Annotated in this window: 15 protein-coding genes and 4 pseudogenes; 5 read left to right on the forward strand and 14 right to left on the reverse strand. The window is 53.5% G+C overall.

Features of this window, described 5'->3' with window-relative positions; translation table 11 throughout:
• Positions 1–21 precede the first annotated feature (21 nt).
• The 12 genes and pseudogenes from HGI47_RS21215 to HGI47_RS21270 all read right to left on the reverse strand — a co-directional run.
• A complete protein-coding gene (locus HGI47_RS21215) occupies positions 22–183 on the reverse strand; it encodes a hypothetical protein (RefSeq protein ID WP_168854758.1) in 162 nt (53 codons plus the stop codon).
• A gap of 114 nt (positions 184–297) precedes the next feature.
• Positions 298–1206, reverse strand: coding sequence for a P-type DNA transfer ATPase VirB11 (gene virB11 / locus HGI47_RS21220; RefSeq protein WP_168854759.1), 909 nt, complete (start codon positions 1204–1206; stop codon positions 298–300).
• A 44-nt stretch (positions 1207–1250) separates the two neighbouring features.
• Entirely contained in the window at positions 1251–2411 is a 1161-nt protein-coding gene (locus tag HGI47_RS21225) for a TrbI/VirB10 family protein (protein ID WP_168854760.1), read from the reverse strand.
• Positions 2408–3160, reverse strand: a complete 753-nt coding sequence (locus HGI47_RS21230; RefSeq protein ID WP_168854761.1) for a TrbG/VirB9 family P-type conjugative transfer protein — start codon at positions 3158–3160, stop codon at positions 2408–2410. Before HGI47_RS21230 ends, HGI47_RS21225 begins: the two co-directional genes overlap by 4 nt.
• An 11-nt stretch (positions 3161–3171) precedes the next feature.
• Positions 3172–4356 (reverse strand): type IV secretion system protein, encoded by a 1185-nt coding sequence (locus HGI47_RS21235; protein WP_168854762.1) that lies wholly within the window; start codon positions 4354–4356, stop codon positions 3172–3174.
• Positions 4353–6734 carry a VirB4 family type IV secretion/conjugal transfer ATPase gene (locus HGI47_RS21240; protein ID WP_168854763.1) on the reverse strand — a complete coding sequence of 794 codons (2382 nt, stop codon included), beginning with the start codon at positions 6732–6734 and terminating at the stop codon, positions 4353–4355. Before HGI47_RS21240 ends, HGI47_RS21235 begins: the two co-directional genes overlap by 4 nt.
• A 19-nt stretch (positions 6735–6753) precedes the next feature.
• Complete coding sequence (locus HGI47_RS21245) at positions 6754–7029, reverse strand: type IV secretion system protein VirB3 (RefSeq protein ID WP_168854764.1); 276 nt, start codon at positions 7027–7029, stop codon at positions 6754–6756.
• Positions 7030–7032: 3 nt separating this feature from the next.
• On the reverse strand, positions 7033–7362 hold the full coding sequence (locus HGI47_RS21250; RefSeq protein ID WP_168854770.1) for a TrbC/VirB2 family protein: 330 nt from the start codon (positions 7360–7362) through the stop codon (positions 7033–7035).
• 23 nt (positions 7363–7385) lie between these two features.
• Positions 7386–8036: a lytic transglycosylase domain-containing protein gene (locus tag HGI47_RS21255; protein WP_168854765.1), complete on the reverse strand. Its 651-nt coding sequence runs from the start codon at positions 8034–8036 to the stop codon at positions 7386–7388.
• Positions 8033–9430 (reverse strand): DUF1501 domain-containing protein, encoded by a 1398-nt coding sequence (locus HGI47_RS21260; RefSeq protein WP_240950355.1) that lies wholly within the window; start codon positions 9428–9430, stop codon positions 8033–8035. Before HGI47_RS21260 ends, HGI47_RS21255 begins: the two co-directional genes overlap by 4 nt.
• A gap of 16 nt (positions 9431–9446) precedes the next feature.
• Complete coding sequence (locus tag HGI47_RS21265; protein ID WP_168854766.1) at positions 9447–11210, reverse strand: DUF1800 family protein; 1764 nt, start codon at positions 11208–11210, stop codon at positions 9447–9449.
• Between the two features lie 354 nt (positions 11211–11564).
• Positions 11565–11723: pseudogene (locus HGI47_RS21270) on the reverse strand (IS3 family transposase); the annotation flags it as partial.
• A 233-nt stretch (positions 11724–11956) separates the two neighbouring features.
• Here HGI47_RS21270 and HGI47_RS21275 point away from each other — a divergent pair.
• A complete protein-coding gene (locus HGI47_RS21275) occupies positions 11957–12415 on the forward strand; it encodes a MarR family transcriptional regulator (protein ID WP_168854767.1) in 459 nt (152 codons plus the stop codon).
• Positions 12416–12739: 324 nt separating this feature from the next.
• Here the strand turns inward: HGI47_RS21275 and HGI47_RS21280 are convergent.
• Positions 12740–13039: pseudogene (locus HGI47_RS21280) on the reverse strand (transposase); the annotation flags it as partial.
• Between HGI47_RS21280 and HGI47_RS21285 the strand changes: the two are divergent.
• Positions 12955–13217, forward strand: a pseudogene (locus tag HGI47_RS21285) (hypothetical protein); the annotation flags it as partial. The pseudogenes HGI47_RS21280 and HGI47_RS21285 sit on opposite strands and share 85 nt — an antisense overlap.
• A gap of 1111 nt (positions 13218–14328) precedes the next feature.
• Here the strand turns inward: HGI47_RS21285 and tnpA are convergent.
• Positions 14329–14676, reverse strand: a pseudogene (gene tnpA / locus HGI47_RS21290) (IS200/IS605 family transposase); the annotation flags it as partial.
• Between the two features lie 696 nt (positions 14677–15372).
• On the opposite strand from tnpA, the gene istA reads away from it, so the two are divergent.
• From istA to HGI47_RS21305, 3 genes are all read left to right on the forward strand, one after another.
• The gene (gene istA / locus HGI47_RS21295) at positions 15373–16872 is read left to right on the forward strand and encodes an IS21 family transposase (protein ID WP_168854768.1); all 1500 of its coding nucleotides are present in this window, start codon (positions 15373–15375) and stop codon (positions 16870–16872) included.
• Positions 16869–17699, forward strand: coding sequence for an IS21-like element helper ATPase IstB (gene istB / locus HGI47_RS21300; RefSeq protein WP_168854769.1), 831 nt, complete (start codon positions 16869–16871; stop codon positions 17697–17699). The genes istA and istB overlap by 4 nt, the downstream gene beginning before the upstream one ends.
• Before the next feature lie 118 nt (positions 17700–17817).
• Entirely contained in the window at positions 17818–18390 is a 573-nt protein-coding gene (locus HGI47_RS21305; RefSeq protein ID WP_240950356.1) for a sterol desaturase family protein, read from the forward strand.
• Positions 18391–18453 lie beyond the last annotated feature (63 nt).

Below are 18453 nucleotides of genomic sequence, written 5' to 3' on the forward strand. Positions count from 1 at the left end.
CAGCAATGCCCACCAGCCCGCTCAAATGCCCGCACTCGACCCGTCAAACACAAAACCGGTCAGCGTGCCGCCAAAGTCGCGGTTATTGCGGGTGTCCAGGTGGCTGAAGGTGAGCCGCGAGGCAAACGACGAAACGCGCAATTGGCGGTGTGCGTTATTGCTCCTGGAAATCAGAATTCTCATACGTAGACAGTGTCGCACAGGGGAGTATCAGCGAAAACTAAGGTCTATTCGTGACACATATTCAGAGATTTTCCTACTCATCTCATCAAACTGCCCTCCACGCATCGCTCGACATTAAAGCTTGTCGCTTTGGAGGATCAAGATATCGACAATTTTTCGTTTTCCGGCGACCAAATCTAACTGAACGATCACGTCTATCAAACCGGATGCATACTGCATAATCTCTGCCATAGACATTCCAATGCCTGCCTGCATAACCATGAGTGCCAATTGATCCAACGCACCACGAGGAGTGTTGGCATGAATTGTCGAAAAACTGCCTCGGTGCCCGGTGTTGATTGCCCGCAAAAAACTCACGGCCTCGATCCCCCGCATTTCGCCAAGTACAATGCGATCAGGGCGCATCCGAAGCGATGCTTGTAGCAGGTCGTTGGCGTCAATTTTAGCTTCGCCAAGGATACCTTTCACGGCAACCAGTCCGACCACGTTCTCTTGCATCACCCTCAATTCTGGAGTGTCCTCAACAAGGATCAGTCTCTCGTTGCTGGGCACATGTTCAAGAAGAGCGTTCAGGAAAGATGTCTTTCCGGAAGACGTTCTTCCGCTAACCAGAATTGTAGCACGATTTGAGACAGCGCTGATCAAAAAAGCCAAAGGATCTTTGCGCGCCATCTCCGCATCCAACCGAGGTCGAGTAGCGGGAAGAAGTGGTCCCGTAGCAAATTCTGACAAATTTATACGACGGTCATGATGCCGTCGAATTGCAAGCGCCCAATGCCCGCGAGTAGCGGAGGGTCCAATAATCTGCACTCTTGAACCATCCGGCAGCGTAGCGCCCAGAATTGGCTCCTCGCCGTTTATACCCTGACGGCTGGCTCTTGCGACCTGATATGCAAGTTGCTCAACAAATGCATCGCTTACAAATGCCGCTTTTTCGCTACACAAGCCATTCCGACCTGCATGTTCAATCCAGATCTCTCCGGGCCGGTTGATGATGATTTCGGTCACATCCCCTCGCGCCATCCAAGGGGCGAAATGGGACAATTGTGCGTTGAGAAATATTCCCGTCAATTTTGCTGCTCGCCTAGACCGGAAAAATCTAGATCCCTCGCAACGAAAATGCCGATTGGCATACCTGCCGAGACACGCACAGTTGGCGGAATACCGACCTCACGCTGAAGTGAACTTGTTGCCACTTGAGAGGGGCCGGCGATGACCACCGCTCCCCCCCCACCCAATGCCTGTCCACCAGCGTTGATCAATGACAATAGGAGCGCCATGCCAAATCGCTTGCCAAAATGCCCATTGACTTTGCCAGTCAACCCATTCTCGCCAACAGTGTCTGTTGCGGGCGAAGCCAACGCGATGGAAACGCCGTCTGGGCGCATCAACCTTGTCCACAGCACATACGCTCGCGTTTGGCCGACAGCTAGACCACTTTTATATTCTCCAATCACATGCGATCCGCGAGGTATCAGCACGGTGGTGCCATCAAAGCTTCGCACATCGCGGCTAATGACTGCTCGCACGAAACCTGGCAGATCTGAATTAATCGCTGTTTCCAAAACTGCAGAAATCAACACACCTTCTGCAACCGTTGCGTGAGGTGCAATCATACTTTCAGCACTGACACGCGGCCTTTCCCCGACGGGCATAACATTTCCAGCCAACTGATCATCATTGGCGTCGGTACTGGAGCGCGAAACCCTTGCTCCAGCTTCTGAAAATCCTGCTTTTGTCGTGTCCGAAAATCCCGAAATCCGTCCAGAACCCGCATCTTGTGCACCACTGTCAAAAACTACCGCTGGTGAAGGGCCCGTGGCAGCACCTTGTACGCTACCGGTCGGCGGCGAATCCATCGTGATATTTGTCGCATCCGAAGATTCGGCGTCGCTGAGACGGATTTCTGGTGTAGACACAGGGACATTGGCAACCTGAGAGCCAAACACGGGTTCAGGCAATTCTCCGACCGGCTTAACTGGATTGAACACGTCACTTGACGGTGCTTCCCCCACCTCGTCGTCAGATCGAGCGAGTGAGAGATTAAAGAAAGTGGTCGCTCCAAGAAGCAATGCAATGCTCCCACCCAACATCAGACCCGCACGATCAGAACGAGAACCATGTCTCGCGACCGCCGGATACCCATTAAAAGACGCTAGCGCCAGCTCATCGGCGCCCACCTCCGTCCGTGGATCCAGTTCGTCCCCGCCACTTCTAAATCGTTTCATTTTCCGCTTCCGTAATTATCACTCTTCTCAATCGGCTTCATGGGTCCTGATCTTGTCAGGACCGCCTTTATCTTGCCGATCCGAAGAACATAACTGCTTTGAACTCCATCAACACGGATGACGTCGCTGGACATCGTCCAATTTACAGGGCCTTCCTGCCCATCTATCGTGGGAGAGAAAATCGCGGGCACATCCAACCCCGGCTTCCACTTCAAGAAAGTGAATGATCCATCGTCATATATTTCCTCAGGGAAGAGGGTAGCATCCCCTGCCATTTGCCATGAGTATGGGTAGACGTCAGGTCGACTAACTGCCTGCGGGACATGCGAAACTTCCTGCTGCAGTTCATTTGAGAATGGCAAGACAAGCTCTTCAGGGTATCGGAAGCGCAAGGCGTATATTCCAGAACCGACATTCCCCATACTGCTCAGATCAAATAAATATCGACGGGCGTTAGTCACGACCGTCATATTTGTCTTTGACTTCATAACCAGTGGTTTGATAAATATTAAATTGGCCCCCTTACTTGGAGTAACTTGCCAATCCTCTGCCTCACCAATCGCAATATTTTCAATTCTCTCACCTTTATCGAATTCTATCATCGTCTGTCTATTAAGTTCACACGAGACATGTACGACAGCATCGCTATCAAATTTGACTTCAATAATGCGCGGATTTGCAATCACCGCAGAATGGGGCGAATACGCGGCTACAAGAACGCCGAATGCAAGATAGTTCAAGATCTTCATTTGCCGCCTCTTCATGATCGGGCAGAGCGGGATAAGGGGCGAATTCTTGGATCACGGCGCTTATCGCCGTCCAACATTGGAATGATACCCTGATCACTAAGCACTAAATGGCTCTGTGCATGCTGAACGCCAACAGCGACATCGCCCGCTTGAGCGCGGTCAGAATCAGAGCTCCCACTCTCTACAAACGCCAAGTGCCGCAAACGACTGTCCAGAGCGGGACCCGGCAAGCCGCCATCACGATTGGGCGGGGCAAAATTCGGCGGTTCTGATGGACGAAAATCGATTTTTGGCCATCCGCGTCCCCCATCCGAATTAATGTGAAAGCCCGCAGCCACAATCATCGCCGCGCGAAATGAAAGAAACATCAACGAAAGATAGACAAATGCCGACAGAAAAAACGCATCCGCCAAGCCCAAAGGCACCGTCCCACCCGCTGCAGAGATTTTAGCAACAGCCGGTTCGAGCATGTTCAAACATGCCGTTCCTAATAGAACCGCAAACAGCGGTACGACTGAGAACGCGAACACAGCCTTCAACCACCCTTCAAGAAATCCATGCGTCCCTTTAAATATCCCGAATGATATGAATACAGGCCCTATTGAAATTAGTATAACAGAGCAGATTCGCGCAACTATCAACACCCCGACTGTCCCCAAGCTGAACATCATGTTGGACAACCAAAGAATATCCGCTGAGCGCGCTGGCACTCCTGCAAGTTGCGGCGTAAGTGATCCTGGCACTGGTATAACACTGTTTGATGCTTGCGTGGCTTGTGCCGATTGGGCGGTAATTGCTAAAACGTAATCCAGCTTAACCGCGAAGGAATATGTTGCGCTTCCACTAGCTCCAAGAATAATCCCAGCAATCGCATCAGGCCCTCGAACAAGAAGATTCCAAAATACTTCCTGATATGCCAACCACGACGTCGTAAATGTAATCAGTACTCCGATTTTGAGCATCTTCGGCGTCAACGTGGCAAGCGATAAATTTCCTCGCCCAAGGACAAGATTCACCGCGTATATGGCAATATATATACCTATCATTATGGACAATGCTTCGCCAAACGATCCATTTTGTCCGAATATCAGATCGAATGAGTGTGCGACATATCGCTCAGAAGTGCAGTCGATGTGCAGCAGCGCGTTCGATAACGATGTAAAAGGATCTTCCTGTAGTCGGTCGCATCGGCTCATGAGATTGACTCGCAAGCGAGGTTCCAATTTCCACCTGTCAACTGATCGAGCCATCCACGAGGATCAGGCCCGTGAATTTCGATCAACTCGTCCATTTCTCGAACACTCTTCTCACGGCCAGAAATGATCTTCAAAAGTTCGTGTTCTCCGGACAGGTTAAGTTTCACCACAACTGAGTGATTTGCGTGACGGATAAGAAACGATCTTCCTCCCGCAGGCAGAGCCCTAATAATCTCAAGTTCGTGGCCAGAGAGACCAAAGCCGCTGCAGTAATCATCTTTGCGTCCTTTGGCATTGGGCATGAAGATTTGAGTTGCTGTTTGTTCAACAATCGCGGTGGATATGCTGCTCTCCAGCGCATCGCGGGCACTTTGGGTACCGAACCCTACGACGGCATTTCGTTTGCGTAAGGTTTTCAACCAATCCCGTAAACGTCCGGCAAAAAAGGTGTCATCAAGAACCTTCCAACCTTCGTCTATGATGATCAGGGTCGGTTCACCATCGAGACGTTGTTCAATGCGGTGAAACAGGTACATCATCGTTGGAGTACGTAACGCCGGCATGTCCAGCACATCGGTCATGTCGAAACCTAGAATAGACTGATCAAGGTCCATTGCATCGCTATCGTTGTCGAAAAGCCAGGCGTGCGCGCCATTGTGAATCCATGGGTTAAGTCGAGATGCGAGATCGCCTTCGTGTGGTCGACTCTTCCCAGAGAGCAACTCATGGATGTTCCGAAGTTTCCGAAGCTCCCTTCGATGCTGATATGCCATGTCAATTGCTGCTTGAACCTGCCCCTCCTCCTCAGGCGTGCATGGTTTGATCAAAGCAGACAACCATGTAACCAGAAAGGCTCTGTTCTCAGGCGAATCATGCAGTTGGAAAGGATTGAATCCTGTTCGTTGGCCGGGCCGCACGCGCGCATAATGCCCCCCAAGTGCACGGACAAAAATTTCTGAGCCTCGATCCTTGTCAAAAATGACCGTGCGCGGCGTAAATCGCTGGGCTTGTGCAGCCAGAAAATTCAGTGCCACTGTCTTGCCGGACCCCGATGGGCCAATCACGGTAAAATGGCCTAGATCGTTGGCGTGGAAGTTAAAAAAATAGGGCGTTCGGCCGCTGGTCTCGAACAGGCAGACTGCTGACCCCCAGTGGTTTGCGCTACTTGTCCCAAGTGGAAATCCATGTAGTGATATCAAACCTGCAGCGTTCCCTGTAGAAACAAGCGCCTTGCGCACGGCGTAAGCTTCGTTACCCGGAAACTGCGCCCAGAAAGCAGGCTCCAGATTCACTTCTTCTCTCACGATGACCGCACCAGTTTCCCCAAGCGAAGCCGCGGCCTTAGCAATTGCAATGTCAAGTTCTGCTAGCGTCCCTGCCCGAACGAGGACACTGAAGTGATGGTCACCGAACCCAGCCTGTCCGCTGACTAGAGCATCTTTGGCAAGAAGCATGTCGCGACGCTCAGATGCAGTGTCATCATCGACCGCCCTTAACCGTCGAATTGCCAGATCAATTCTCTCTCGAGCAATCTGGCGCTCGGCAGGAGCAAACGACTGGGTCACTACGCATTCTGCGTCTAATTGGCTAAGTACGTCGAACAGTCCTGCTCGCGTTGCTGCAGGATACTCTTTGATGCCCAGAATTCCGGAAAAATTTCGCCAGCCGTTACCTTTGTGCTCTATGGCGTCCAGGCCAAAGCTCACTCTGACATAAGGAATGTGGCACCCGATGTCCGTCTTAGGTCCAGGAGAAATAACTGGCTTCATTTCACCATTGTATAGTAGCGAAATAAATTCCAGTAGTTCATTTGCAGTGCCGTTGGCGGTATCATAGTTTGTCAGACTTCTGGCGCCGTACGGCGCCAATCCTGCAACCAATGCTTGTGTCACATTGTCAATTTCACGTACGGAATCGGAATTTACTTTAACATGTTCGTCTTTTATCCAGTGCAAAACTTTTTGTGGCAGGCCGGTCTTCCCACGAGGCGGTCGACGAATAACACAGAGATACTGATCATTTACGAAGAGCCTACGGGAATCCAGTTTGCTCTTCCACTTATCATCCACGGCCCGCGCCAACGGGTTAGAAAACTCACCTTCAACGCGTGCCGTTACCTGACGACGTATTAGATGATGGTATATTATGAAATTGGAATCCAACACTGTGCGAAGAAGTACGTCCCGAATCACCAACATGTGATCCAGCTCGTCTGAGTCGACCGTTTCAAATGGAAGCCCGGTAAGAGCGATGGCCTGCATGAGTGCGCCGTTGCGGAGACGAATAGTCTTTCCCTGAAATATTTCAGCATAAGGAAGCCGCTTTCCAGCGTGCATTTCCCGATGGCTCCAGTCAGCTGGCGTCTTTCTCAAACTCATCTTCTGTTCCCGAATACTATCATGGTGAGTAGCTGTTGCAGCCCCAGCGCCGCCAATTTGGTATGCGCGGACACATACTTACCTTGGTCAACCAGAGATCAAATACGCGTGGTTCGCGAAGGCAGAACATATATCCAACGACATGAATCAAGGCTGCTGATAGCAATATCCAGTATGACCTTGTCATGAGGAACATCTCGGTATTTACCGCCATGTTGATAATAAAGAAGCTATACGTAACACCTCCAAATGTCTGAGGACGAGTCAATGGTGTAAATATCCGAGTTGACGTCATAAATCAGTTGACGGCACTAGTAGTTGAGCGAATTCCCGAAACGATGCTGGCAGATCCAAATAAAATAAAGCATCCAATTATTACTGTTGCCCCGAAACGCCAGTTCATGCGTCCGGTCAACATCATAAATCCTACCATTGCGACCGCGATCACAGCCATTGTCGTTGCTACGTTGCCCATCAAGGTGCCTTGTAGCCAGAATAGCGCGTGGACGATCGGACCAGAACCGGCTGGATCGCTGGAGCTTGCTGCGGCTGATGCCTTTGAGGCGAACGCTGATGAACCGATCAGAGCGCATGTCAGTCGGCGGGTCCATAGCGACGCGACTTGCATCGACGTCGTAGAATACGAAAAGCTCATGGTGCGACTTTCATATTTTTGATTTGAGGTCTCTCACTTGTACGAACGTGCTGCAGACGAGAGAGAATCGCTGCAACATATTCCCGCGTCTCTTTAATTCTGGGTACTCCACCTGCTTGCTGAACGCGCCGTGCACCGGCGTTGTACGCGGCAAGTGCATGCACCAGGTTCCCATCGAACTGGTTCAGCATCTTGCGAAGATACTGTGCTCCACCAATCAGATTGGCTGCAGGTTCGTACGGATTTACACCAAGTTCACGCGCGGTCCGTGGCATAAGTTGCGTAAGACCAACGGCACCTTTCGGTGAAACCGCTGATGCATTCCACCTGCTTTCCTGCCACACAAGTGCTTCTAACAAAGCTGTAGGCAAGCCCGCATTGTCAGCAGCTCGTTCCAGGTGTCTTCGGAACTGGCTCGCACGCGTTAGGGATGATGCTGCTCGAGAGCTGACAGCTCGAAACGTTCCTCGCTGAGGCACAATGGCCGAAACATCTTCAATATTTCGCCATGCCACCGCACCGCCGCCAGTGCGCACTTGTACAACATTACCGTCATTGATCTCGTAGACTTGCGCATGAGCAAGCTGCGGAAGCGCGCATGCAGCAAAGCATGCAAACGAGGCCACGGAGCGAGGGATGACGATCATGCCATAAATCCAAGGTCTGTGCCGAATTTGGAGCCTACAAAGTTGGGAAGATGGGGCAGTATAAGCGGCAGATCTCCGGCGGGAACACCGAACCACTTGGCCAAGGTAGCTGCATACTGATTGACCGACATTGTAGGAATTAGGCGCCCTAAGCCAATGTCGTCCGGACCTCCGTTTGCCAGGACGGGATTTGTACCGTAGTATCTACCGCCCTTCACCGCCCCACCGAGCACGAAATGCATGCTTCCCCAGCCGTGATCACTGCCATCGTTGTTCGATGTGAGAGTTCGACCGAAATCCGAGCCGGTAAATGTCGTAACTTGTTCACTGACTCCAAGCTCGACCGTAGCGTCGTAAAAAGCTCGTAGAGCATCTGCAAGGTTCTCGAGAAGAACAGGATGCACTGTTTTAAGAGAACTGTGCGTGTCGAAACGCCCCGTCGAGACAAAGAATATTTGGCGCTTCATCCCAAGTTCTTTTCCGACTGATACAAGTCGGGCGACCATTTTTAATTGAGCAGAAAGCGTGCTTTGTGGATCTACAGAGGATGGAAACACAGTACCGATCGTCGGCCCGCCAGATATAGCAGAATTGATCTGGGAGTATAATTTAAGGGATCTAGAACCAATTTTTCCATATTCTTCCTGAAACAAATGGTTGCCTAACAGTGAACCTCCAATCATTTCTTTGAGAACATCGGACGCTAACGCTGAACCGCCAAGTGCGGACCCCGCATTTAACGCGATTGGCCCAGAAGGCGTAATAGCATACTGGATCGCAGAATTTCCTGAAAGAAAAACAGCATTACCAGAAACGCTGACACACGTCAGCATTGAATTGCCATTTCCAGACTGAACTAAATCGGCTACTCTTCCACCCCATCCTGATTTGGCACCTTCGGCCCCAGACGCTTGCCAAAATGATTGCTGATCATTATGACTCATAAGCTTGGGCGGCAATACAGTGGATCGTGATAAGTACTGTGCTTTTGTTGTCGGCTCAATTAGAGTTCCGAGGTTAAGCATAACAGCCATTTTTCCGCTTTGAAAAATCGGATGTAGCTTACTTAGCGCCGGAGCGAGGGCATATTGCGCGCCTGAAGGCAATGGCGTCACAGGATCCAGCCTTGTTGCATCAAGACTTTCATGATTGTAAGCTAGGCTCGGACGAAGTTGACTATATGATGAGAATCGATCTTGATCATATGGTACCAGCGTATTTGCATAGTCGTTACCTCCGTACATAAATACGCACACGAGTGCCTTATAATCGCTTGCGGTCGCTGCCGCTGCCTCTCCTATTGCAGCTAGGTTCAGCACGAACGGGGACGTTGCGCCCGCTATTGAAAGAAGCGACCCATCTTTGATAAAAGATCGGCGGGAATATTTTGTCATCATCTTTCCCAATGCGCTACCTTACAATCAGATATTCAGGACTTGCTAGTATAAGAACCGTTGCCGCCTGCACCCGCCTAGTCAGTCCTGCGTCGGTTGTTCCATTTATGGATTCTACCGCATCGCGAATACGACGAAGGCTCGCTTCATTGATTTGGTTTGCGGCTAGTACGAGGTTCAGCTTGCTCACGAGTTTTGAGCTGTCAGATGCTATTTGACGGAACTCGGAGTAGTCAGGCTGAGCATCTCCCGCGCCTGACTCCACAACTGACTGCATGAAATTGACATAACCGATAACCGAAGGCTCGTTTGCAATTTGGAATTCCGGCGCAACGAGACCCGCATTGCTGATAGCTGTGCCTGCCGGACTGTAGCCTGGCCGGAACCAGTTAAACACGGACGGCGCGCGTGCAGGGCTTTGCCCAAGTTGCGTGGCACCAGAGGCAAGGCTACCAAACGGCCAAAGTTGGCTTGGGGATCGAACCTTGAATGCGCGCGCCCATTGCAAGAACCGCAACACGGGTTCGCGCAGTTTTCCGAAACTGGTTGATGCCACAACCGTGTCATCTCGAGCTTCAGCATCGAGCAAAATGGCCCGGATGACTGCTTTTAGATCACCTCGGACGCCATTGCCGTTATCAACGAATGTCATTGCAACGCGCCGTATGTAGGCCGGCGAAGGGTTGGACGACACAAGGCTTTGAATTAGACGCTTGCATATGAACGGCGGCATGTTTGGATGATTAAAAAGTCCATCGAGCGTAATTTTGCGCGCCACCTGAGCGTCTGAGTCGGAGGGAACATTGACCCTCCCCCCTAAGAAAGACGTCTGCTGTGTCTCATGCAAACTGGGCCTGATGGCCATTGGCAAGCGAACGCGGGCCGGAGTATCAACCTCACTGCTGCCATATGTATATCCAGTCCAAACACGCGCCCCGAGACTGACGTCTTCCTGGGTGTATGTTGGAATAGGCTCGCCGCCAGACCTGGATTCAGTTCCGTCCATTTCCAGATGATAAAGTCCTATTGTGAACAACTGCATTAGCTCTCGTGCGAAATTTTCATCTGGCATTTCATTTTTAGTGTTATTTTGCTTGGTGCTCCCTAGATACGTCAAATACATTCCCATAGCTAAACTGGTAGAAGCTGCCTCCATAACGTCTCTATAGTTTCCAAATGCATTGTCCCATATGTTATCAAGATATGATGCTATATTAAACTGCTTCCAGCTCGACGTAATTCCATCGATGCTGACAACCCATATATTTAAAAGCGCTAATCCAACTCTTTGACGCAGCACATCTCCACTACCGATAAGTTGCGACCATATCATCGGGTCAAACCCATTAGTGGTCGATTTGTTGGATGACGCATCGTATCCATTGGTAACAAGGAAGTCCCAGAATTTCTGAGGACGGGGCATGGCAAGTTGCGTGTCGAGCCAAGCTTCGACCGACGTGCCCGCCAACGCCTCGATGTCACCGCTCGCACAACCCACGCTCGCTTGCGCCAAAAACCTTGCTGCTTTGATTTGATTCGGATCAACGCTAGGCCAGGCAGTCGGTGCGGACTGCGCAGTTGGTGTTACCGAAGGGCTTGCAGCAGGTTGCGCGTCCCCCCCCTCGCCGCCGCATGCCGCCAGAGCAAACGCTGAAGCTAACGGACCACCTGCCATTATGGCTGACCGTTGTTTGGCAGCAGAAGGTTGCAGGGTCGCAACCTGACTTAGACGGTCCGAGGTTCGTTCGGCTGCAGGTGATGGCCCGAGGTTCGCAACCATATGTGTGTTCCTCCAAATGGCCCGATCAAACTAGGCTCGTCGTAGGAATCCAGCACTCAATTCCCGGTTCAAATTGAAGCGAATGGCGCGCAAAATTGCCCACACTGAAGATATAATTACTTAGGGAAATCCACATGGTGCTGCGTTGGCAAGGGAGTAATTTTGTGATTTCCTTGAGCGAAACGGCTTGTTTCACGCGACTCAGCTTGATGGAGGACGGAAACGGATTGGCGGATTGATGTTGAGCGTTGGCTGGGACTGATTCTGTAGGGCCATGGTATCAGACGCGGCGCTGGGTCCGCGCGGCCGAGATCGCGGGCACTGACGTGACCTCCAGCTTTCCTCCGGCTGGGATTAGAGCCGAGCCGCTTCGTTGCGCATCAGCGCGGTTGAAGAAATGGGCTGCGTAGCGGAGCCCGTAGGATCTAGCGAAGCAGGCCATTGCTTATCCAGTTGGGCGTCGAACTCCGCTGGGGTTGCATAGCCAAGAGACGAGTGCGGTCGCGCCCGGTTTTATAACAAGGGGCGACCGCACAGTGCCATCTCCAATGCCTTCCCGATCGGTGCGGTAAGCCAATCAGTCCTTCGGATCCGGCCCAGACGGAAAATTCTAGGTCCGGGCCGTCCAAGGTGGGGGAGCCGTGCGAGGAGAACACGATCCTGCCAATCTGAAACGGATTCAGTTCGCTCCAGTTTCGATCTTCGTGTTATGGAATGTCTATATCTACTTCAAGGATGATTCTTAGGTGGAACGCTTAGACATCGGAACGATTGAAGAAGCAAGCAAAATGCTTTCCGGATTCCTATTCACTTACGACAATTTAGAGCGAAACAAACAAAATAAAAACTCGATTGATTTAGGAGCGTTATCAAAAATAATTTGCGATAATTATTGGACTAGAAGCAAACTTGCTATCGGTTTTAATGCAAACGAGGTATGTTGGAGGATACTATTTGAAATTTTTAGTGCGCAGTCGTCAGGAAGGCCAATTAGCGTCACTGACATTTCAATTTCCTCTGACACCCCATGTGCGACAACCATTCGATGGCTGGCAATTATGTATGACAATGGTGTCGTAAACCGGATGCCCGATCGAAATGATCGACGCCGAATTTGGATAGAATTAACTGAAATTGGTATGTCTTATGTGACTACGGTGCTTCAAGATTTATCGAAAAGGATTTCTTCGACTTTTAATCGCTAGGCTCACGCCGCATTGATGGGCTAAGGACGATGTGATTCAGGCTCCGTGAGGAGACTGAGCATGAGCGATCTGTAGTGGCTGACGGACGATCAGATGGCGCGTCAATGGTCGTCGTCCGCCACCGCCAACTGCGCGAGACGGTATGCACATACGCAGGCGCTCTGCCGCCATGTATCGTAGCAATGGAGGCTTGCTACAGTGCGCATCACAGGCGAAACGGGGAAAGAGTCCTTGGCCCACCTCCTTCACCCACCTTGCCAAGCAGTGCGCCAATCCATCCTTGACAATCTATCTCGCTCACGACTGAGTGCTTGGCTCGGAAGTTCACCAAGCATAGCAATATCTTGCTGTTATGCGCGTAATTCTGCGGATCAAGGCTATTGTGGCCCTTGCTGTGGACGAGGCGATGGCTATTTCCCAATCCTTGGCGAGACGGCGGCAGCCAGCGAGCCATGCAAAGGTCCGTTCGACCAACCACGGACGCTGGAGGACTTGGAAGCCGTTGGCTCTGTCAGAGCGTTTGATGAGCTCGATCGTCCAGGTTCCCGCGTCGGCAACGGCCTCGCGCAGTTTGTCGCCGGTGTAGCAGCCATCGGCGAAGACATGACGCAGCCAGAGGAAGCGCAAAGCGGTCAGCCATCCGCTCGGCAGTCGAACACGTCTTTGCAGGACAGAAGCATCGCATGCGCCTCGTGGTACGCACCATCGGCATCGCCCACGCCGCATCAAGATCGGCATGGCCAACCTCGCCTATAACTTCCAGCGCCTCGGATGGCTCGAGGGGCGAAGTGTGCCCGTTTGATCCGGAAATCGCTCAAAAGGCAGACCAAGCGCAACGAAATCTGCCAATCAAACCTGCGCAATGGCAGCATCAGGGCTTCCGGCAGCCGCTGGCCTGCGCGTCACCCCAACATCACGCGGTTCTTCGACGTGTCCAACTGCCATTCCCGGTCAGTCATTTCGCTGGAATAGCGCAACCCCTTCCGGCTATGCTCTATCCGGACAATTCCAGTTCATGCGATCGTTCACTCCATCTCTCGCAGGACGGTGTGAATCACAACACGCTGGTGTTGCTCAATAACTTTCTGGACAGGCTCGAAGGCATTGCCGTGACTGCGGCTGCAGCCTCATCAGCCATTCCAACTCTCTTCTCTCAAAGAAGTGGGAAGCAGCACCGACTTTAAAAATCAATCTTAGAATCAACCATCAATTATTTATCAAATTTGATCACAACTACTGTGTTATCAACATAAATATTCATAAACACCACTTCACATACCATATTTCTATTGATCATTGTCTTTTTTATCCGCGGATATCTTTCTGACAGTCTCTAGAGCATCATTTAAATGTATTCCTAATAGCTTTAATTGAAGCTCGTCCGCTACCTTAAGGCAGGCATCAATATAAACCTCAAGATATCGAATCTTATTGATACATATAGATTTATTATTCTCTGGCATATTTTCCTCAATTTTTTAAATTATGGCGTCAGGCGAAATTTTTGGTGAACAAGATAGACGGCCCTTGCCCATATATGCTATAATGCATAGGTAGTATTCCTTAACAGATGGCATCGCCTTATTCAATTCGCGGTTGAATATATCGAAAAACCTTGGCGCTTCGGTCACGAGACAGGAGCAGCAGCGTATTCGCGTTGATTCTCGGGAAAAGCCAAAAACGTTAAGCAGGCCACGCTATCGTTTGCAGCAATTGGTAGGCGGTGCGAATTTGTTCGCTTGCCGTGACACTTTTGATTGCGGCGCGCTGTCGTGTGAAAAATCGATTTGGCAGTCTGCGTGGCCCTAGCGCCGGCCTTCCTTCACCAACGAGTAGAGCCTGTGGGCCGATCGCTGCCGATGCTTGGGAGTAGGTTTGGGGGCTGAATCACTGACCGGCTGACGCCGGTAGGATCAAGCGGAGGTGCTGAAGCAATCCTTGTGGGTATGTCGGTCGAGGTAACGCATAATGATGTCATCTGTGATGTTGCCGGATGTGGTCGAGAAGTAGCCGCGTTGCCAGAAGCGTTGGCCCCAGTAGCGTTTGCGGATGTGCTCGAACTCCCGCTGGATCTTGCGGGATGAGCGCCACTTGGCCCGGCGCACGAAGTCGCTGACCGAGACGTGCGGCGGAATTTCGACGAACATGTGCACGTGGTCCTTCGACAGCGCGCCATTGATGATCGTCACGCCCATCTCGGCGCAGACCTGACGGTTGATCTCGCGCACCCGAAGCCGCACAGCGCCGATCAGCACCTTGTACCGATACTTCGGCGCTCAAACGAGATAGTAGCGATGATGGAATGTGGTGTGACAACCAGACCGATACGCCATAGCCTTTAACCTCGGGAAAAGCGGAAGCTTCACGCCTTCGGCGGCTTCCACTTTTCCCGAGGTTAAAGGCTAGCACGCGAGTCTGTGGCTGAAGCCAGTATCCGACTGAATTCGGAGGGGTTCCTCCCAGATAGAGGACTCTAAAATTACCCCCGCTAATCTACCATCGTCATGCCAATTGATCGCGTGTTAGCCCAAACAGTTCGCGGTCGTCACGGTGACCTCCCCTACCCTCTTCCTCCCTGCACCCACGTACCGGGCCCTAATAGTCGCTCCGCCTTGCAGCAGAGGTGCAAAAGCGCGGCGAGTGCAAATCGCCTTTGTCGCCGCCGTCTTGGTATAGTCTGAGAATGCGCCCGTACCCTGAGGTACTGCGGCGGTCATCAGCAATTCGTTGCCAGAGGCAGTGAACTCGGAAATCACCGTACCGTCGTCGAGTTCGTGAGGCCGCTCCATATAAAGGGCAGTTTTGGATATCAGAGCACTTAGATCAGGCTGCCTGGCGCCTGCGTTGGCTGTGCAGGGCGGTGACAAACCAGACCAATGGAGCGCCGGCGATTTGCTGAGCGCGGCGGTGTAAAAGCCAGCCATTGGATAAGGTTGCTCCTTTTGGAGCGGCCCGGGATGTTTGCCGTGGAGGCCTACGCAGCGGTTCGCCGTTTTGTGTTTGTGGAAGGGAACAGTCAGCGTGAGGCGGCGAAGGTCTTTGGCCTGAGCCGTGATACGATTGCCAAGATGTGCCGGTTCTCGTTGCCGCCGGGCTACACGCGCACGAAGCCGGTGGCCAAGCCGAAGTTGGGACCGTTGCTGCCGGTGATCGACCGGATCCTGGCGGAGGACCGGATAGCGCCGGTAAAGCAGCGGCACACGGCCAAGCGGATATTCGAGCGCCTGCGCGACGAGCATGGCTATGGCGGCGGCTACACGGTGGTGAAGGATTATGTCCGGCAATGCCGGGCGCGCGGCCGCGAGACGTTCGTACCGCTGGTGCATCCACCGGGTCATGCGCAGGTGGATTTTGGCGAGGCGGTGGGCGTGATCGGCGGCGTTCGGCAGAAGGTCCATTTTTTCTGCATGGACCTGCCACAATCAGATGCCTGCTTCGTGAAGGCCTATCCGGCGGAGACGACCGAGGCCTTCCTCGACGGGCACGTTTCGGCATGTGCCTTCTTCGGCGCCGTGCCGTGTTCGATTCTGTACGACAACACCAAGATCGCGGTCGCGAAGATCTGCGGCGATGGCAAGCGCGAGCGCACCCAGGCCTTCACCGGACTGGTCAGTTACTACCTGTTCACCGATCGCTTCGGCCGCCCCGGCAAGGGCAATGACAAGGGAAAGATCGAAGGACTGGTAAAGCATGCCCGGACGCACTTCATGGTATCGATCCCGCATGCAGCGAGCTACGACGACTTCAACGCGGAACTGGAACGCCGCTGCCGCGCCCGACAGGAAGAGCGCGCTGGACGGCACAGTCAGACGATCGGCGAGCGGCTCGTGGGCGACCTGGCGACGATGCGTCCCGTGCCATCAGGGACGTTCGAGCCGTGCGAGACCAGGGCCGCCCGCGTATCGTCGACAGCATTGGTGCGCTACCGGACGAACGACTACTCGGTTCCGACCCGCTACGGCTTCCAGGACGTGGTGGTGAAGGGCTTCGTCGATCAGGTCGTCATCCTGTGCGGCAGCGAGGAGATCGCCCGCCACCCGCGCTGTTATGGCGAGGCCATGTTCGTGGCGGACCCACTCCATTATCTGGCGCTGATCGAGACCAAGCCGGGAGCCCTCGACCAGGCCGCCGCGCTGCAGGGCTGGGACTTGCCCGAGGTCTTCCAGCATCTGCGTCACCTCCTGGCGGCGCGGATGGGCAACAAGGGCAAACGCGAGTTCATCCAGGTACTGCGTCTTCTGGAAGCAATCCCGATGGAGGTGGTCACCTTCGCGGTGAACGAGGCGAGCCACATCGGTGCCATCGGCTTCGATGCGATCAAGCAGATCGCGTTGGCGCGCATTGAGCGCCGGCCCGCCCGGCTCGATCTGGCCGCCTATCCGCATCTGCCCAAGATGGAGGTGAAGACGACGCGCGCCGCCGACTATGCCACGCTCCTGCCGGAACTGGCGGCATGAGCAGGGCCTCGGACGACAAGATGCCGGCCGGTACGACGGCGGGCACGCCGCAGGTCCTGCTGGCGCATCACCTCAAGCAGCTCAAGCTGCCCACGGTCCTGCGTGAGTATGAGAAGCTAGCCCGGGAATGTGCACGCAATGGCATCGACCACACCCGCTACCTGCTGCGTCTCATCGAGCTGGAACTGATCGACCGGGAGCGCCGCACGGTGAAGCGCCGGATCCGGGCCGCCCGGTTCCCGGCGGTGAAGAGCCTCGATACCTTCGACTTCACGGCCATCCCCAGCCTCAACAAGATGCTCGTGCTGGAACTGGCGCGCTGCGAATACATCCTGCGGCGGGAAAACATCATCGCGCTGGGCAACAGCGGGACGGGCAAGACCCACGTCGCGCTCGCGCTTGGCCTGGCGGCCTGCCAGAAGGGCTTCACCGTCGCGTTCACCACCGCCGCGGCGCTGGTGAACCAGTTGATGGAAGCCCGCGACGAAAAGCGGTTGCTCAAGATGCAGCGCGACCTTGCCGCCGTGAAGCTGCTGGTCGTTGACGAACTGAGCTACGTTCCGCTCTCGCCCACAGGCGCGGAACTGTTGTTCGAAACCTTCTCGCAGCGTTACGAGCGGGGATCGACGATCGTCACCTCCAACCTGCCGTTCGAGGACTGGACGCAAGTTCTGGGGTCCGAGCGGCTCACCGGAGCGCTGCTTGACCGGCTTACTCACCACGTCAGCATCCTCACCATGAACGGCGACAGCTACCGCCTCAAGCAGTCCGCCCACCGCCGCCGCGCTGCCGGGGCGGAGCAAAACCAGGCCGCCCCCGCCGACTGACACGACGCAAAACGGCAAATATGCAAAGGGCCCCGATAAGGGCCCTTTGTATACAGTCCGCGCTCATCCTCAATGGCCTTCTTTTACTCCGCCGTGCTGGCCTGGAATCCGACCGCCATTGACAGTCGCCGGATTTTTTGCCGTTGAATTCGCCTACTATTGGTTCCACCGTTTCAGCCACACCGTTCGCTGGATGTGGGCAACGCACGCGGTGCACCATTCCTCGCGCGAGTATGTGTTGCCCAGCGCAGTTCGCCTTGGCTGGACGGAGTTCTTCTCGCTGGGTTGGACCTTCTTTGCCGCATTGGTGCTGATCGGATTTCCGCCGACGGTGGTAGCTGTGCTGCTAGGCGCGAACCTCATCTATCAGTTTCCGCTGCACACCGAAGCCGTGCGCCGCCTGCCAAACTGGGTCGAAGCGGTTTTCAACACGCCATCACATCACCGCGCACATCATGCTAGCGAGACCGAGTTTCTTGACTGCAACTTTGGAGGCGTCCTGATCGTCTGGGACCGCGTGTTTGGCACCTTTCGTGCAGAACCCCATGATCGAGCGCTGCGATATGGACTGGTGCACGATCTTGATTCCCGAAATCCCGTGCGCATCGCGCTGCACGAATGGCGTCGCCTTTTTGGTGACATCGCGCGGGCGCGGGGTAAGCGCTGTGCGGCCCCCACCTTGCGCGGGTGATGCCCAGCGTTGAGCTTGCCGGGCCTGATTTGGGCCGAGGCGCTACTCCTATGATAATCCCGT

It is taken from the genome of Novosphingobium sp. ERN07, assembly GCF_012641335.1.
Lineage (GTDB): Bacteria > Pseudomonadota > Alphaproteobacteria > Sphingomonadales > Sphingomonadaceae > Novosphingobium.

Bases quoted from the DNA above. Each gene is read 5' to 3' on its own strand.
- HGI47_RS21215 (WP_168854758.1), bottom strand. From the start codon at position 183: ATGAGAATTCTGATTTCCAGGAGCAATAACGCACACCGCCAATTGCGC.
- virB11 (WP_168854759.1), bottom strand. From the start codon at position 1,206: ATGGCGCGAGGGGATGTGACCGAAATCATCATCAACCGGCCCGGAGAG.
- HGI47_RS21225 (WP_168854760.1), bottom strand. From the start codon at position 2,411: ATGAAACGATTTAGAAGTGGCGGGGACGAACTGGATCCACGGACGGAG.
- HGI47_RS21230 (WP_168854761.1), bottom strand. From the start codon at position 3,160: ATGAAGATCTTGAACTATCTTGCATTCGGCGTTCTTGTAGCCGCGTAT.
- HGI47_RS21235 (WP_168854762.1), bottom strand. From the start codon at position 4,356: ATGAGCCGATGCGACCGACTACAGGAAGATCCTTTTACATCGTTATCG.
- HGI47_RS21240 (WP_168854763.1), bottom strand. From the start codon at position 6,734: ATGAGTTTGAGAAAGACGCCAGCTGACTGGAGCCATCGGGAAATGCAC.
- HGI47_RS21245 (WP_168854764.1), bottom strand. From the start codon at position 7,029: ATGACGTCAACTCGGATATTTACACCATTGACTCGTCCTCAGACATTT.
- HGI47_RS21250 (WP_168854770.1), bottom strand. From the start codon at position 7,362: ATGCAAGTCGCGTCGCTATGGACCCGCCGACTGACATGCGCTCTGATC.
- HGI47_RS21255 (WP_168854765.1), bottom strand. From the start codon at position 8,036: ATGATCGTCATCCCTCGCTCCGTGGCCTCGTTTGCATGCTTTGCTGCA.
- HGI47_RS21260 (WP_240950355.1), bottom strand. From the start codon at position 9,430: ATGACAAAATATTCCCGCCGATCTTTTATCAAAGATGGGTCGCTTCTT.
- HGI47_RS21265 (WP_168854766.1), bottom strand. From the start codon at position 11,210: ATGGTTGCGAACCTCGGGCCATCACCTGCAGCCGAACGAACCTCGGAC.
- istA (WP_168854768.1), top strand. From the start codon at position 15,373: ATGTTTGCCGTGGAGGCCTACGCAGCGGTTCGCCGTTTTGTGTTTGTG.
- istB (WP_168854769.1), top strand. From the start codon at position 16,869: ATGAGCAGGGCCTCGGACGACAAGATGCCGGCCGGTACGACGGCGGGC.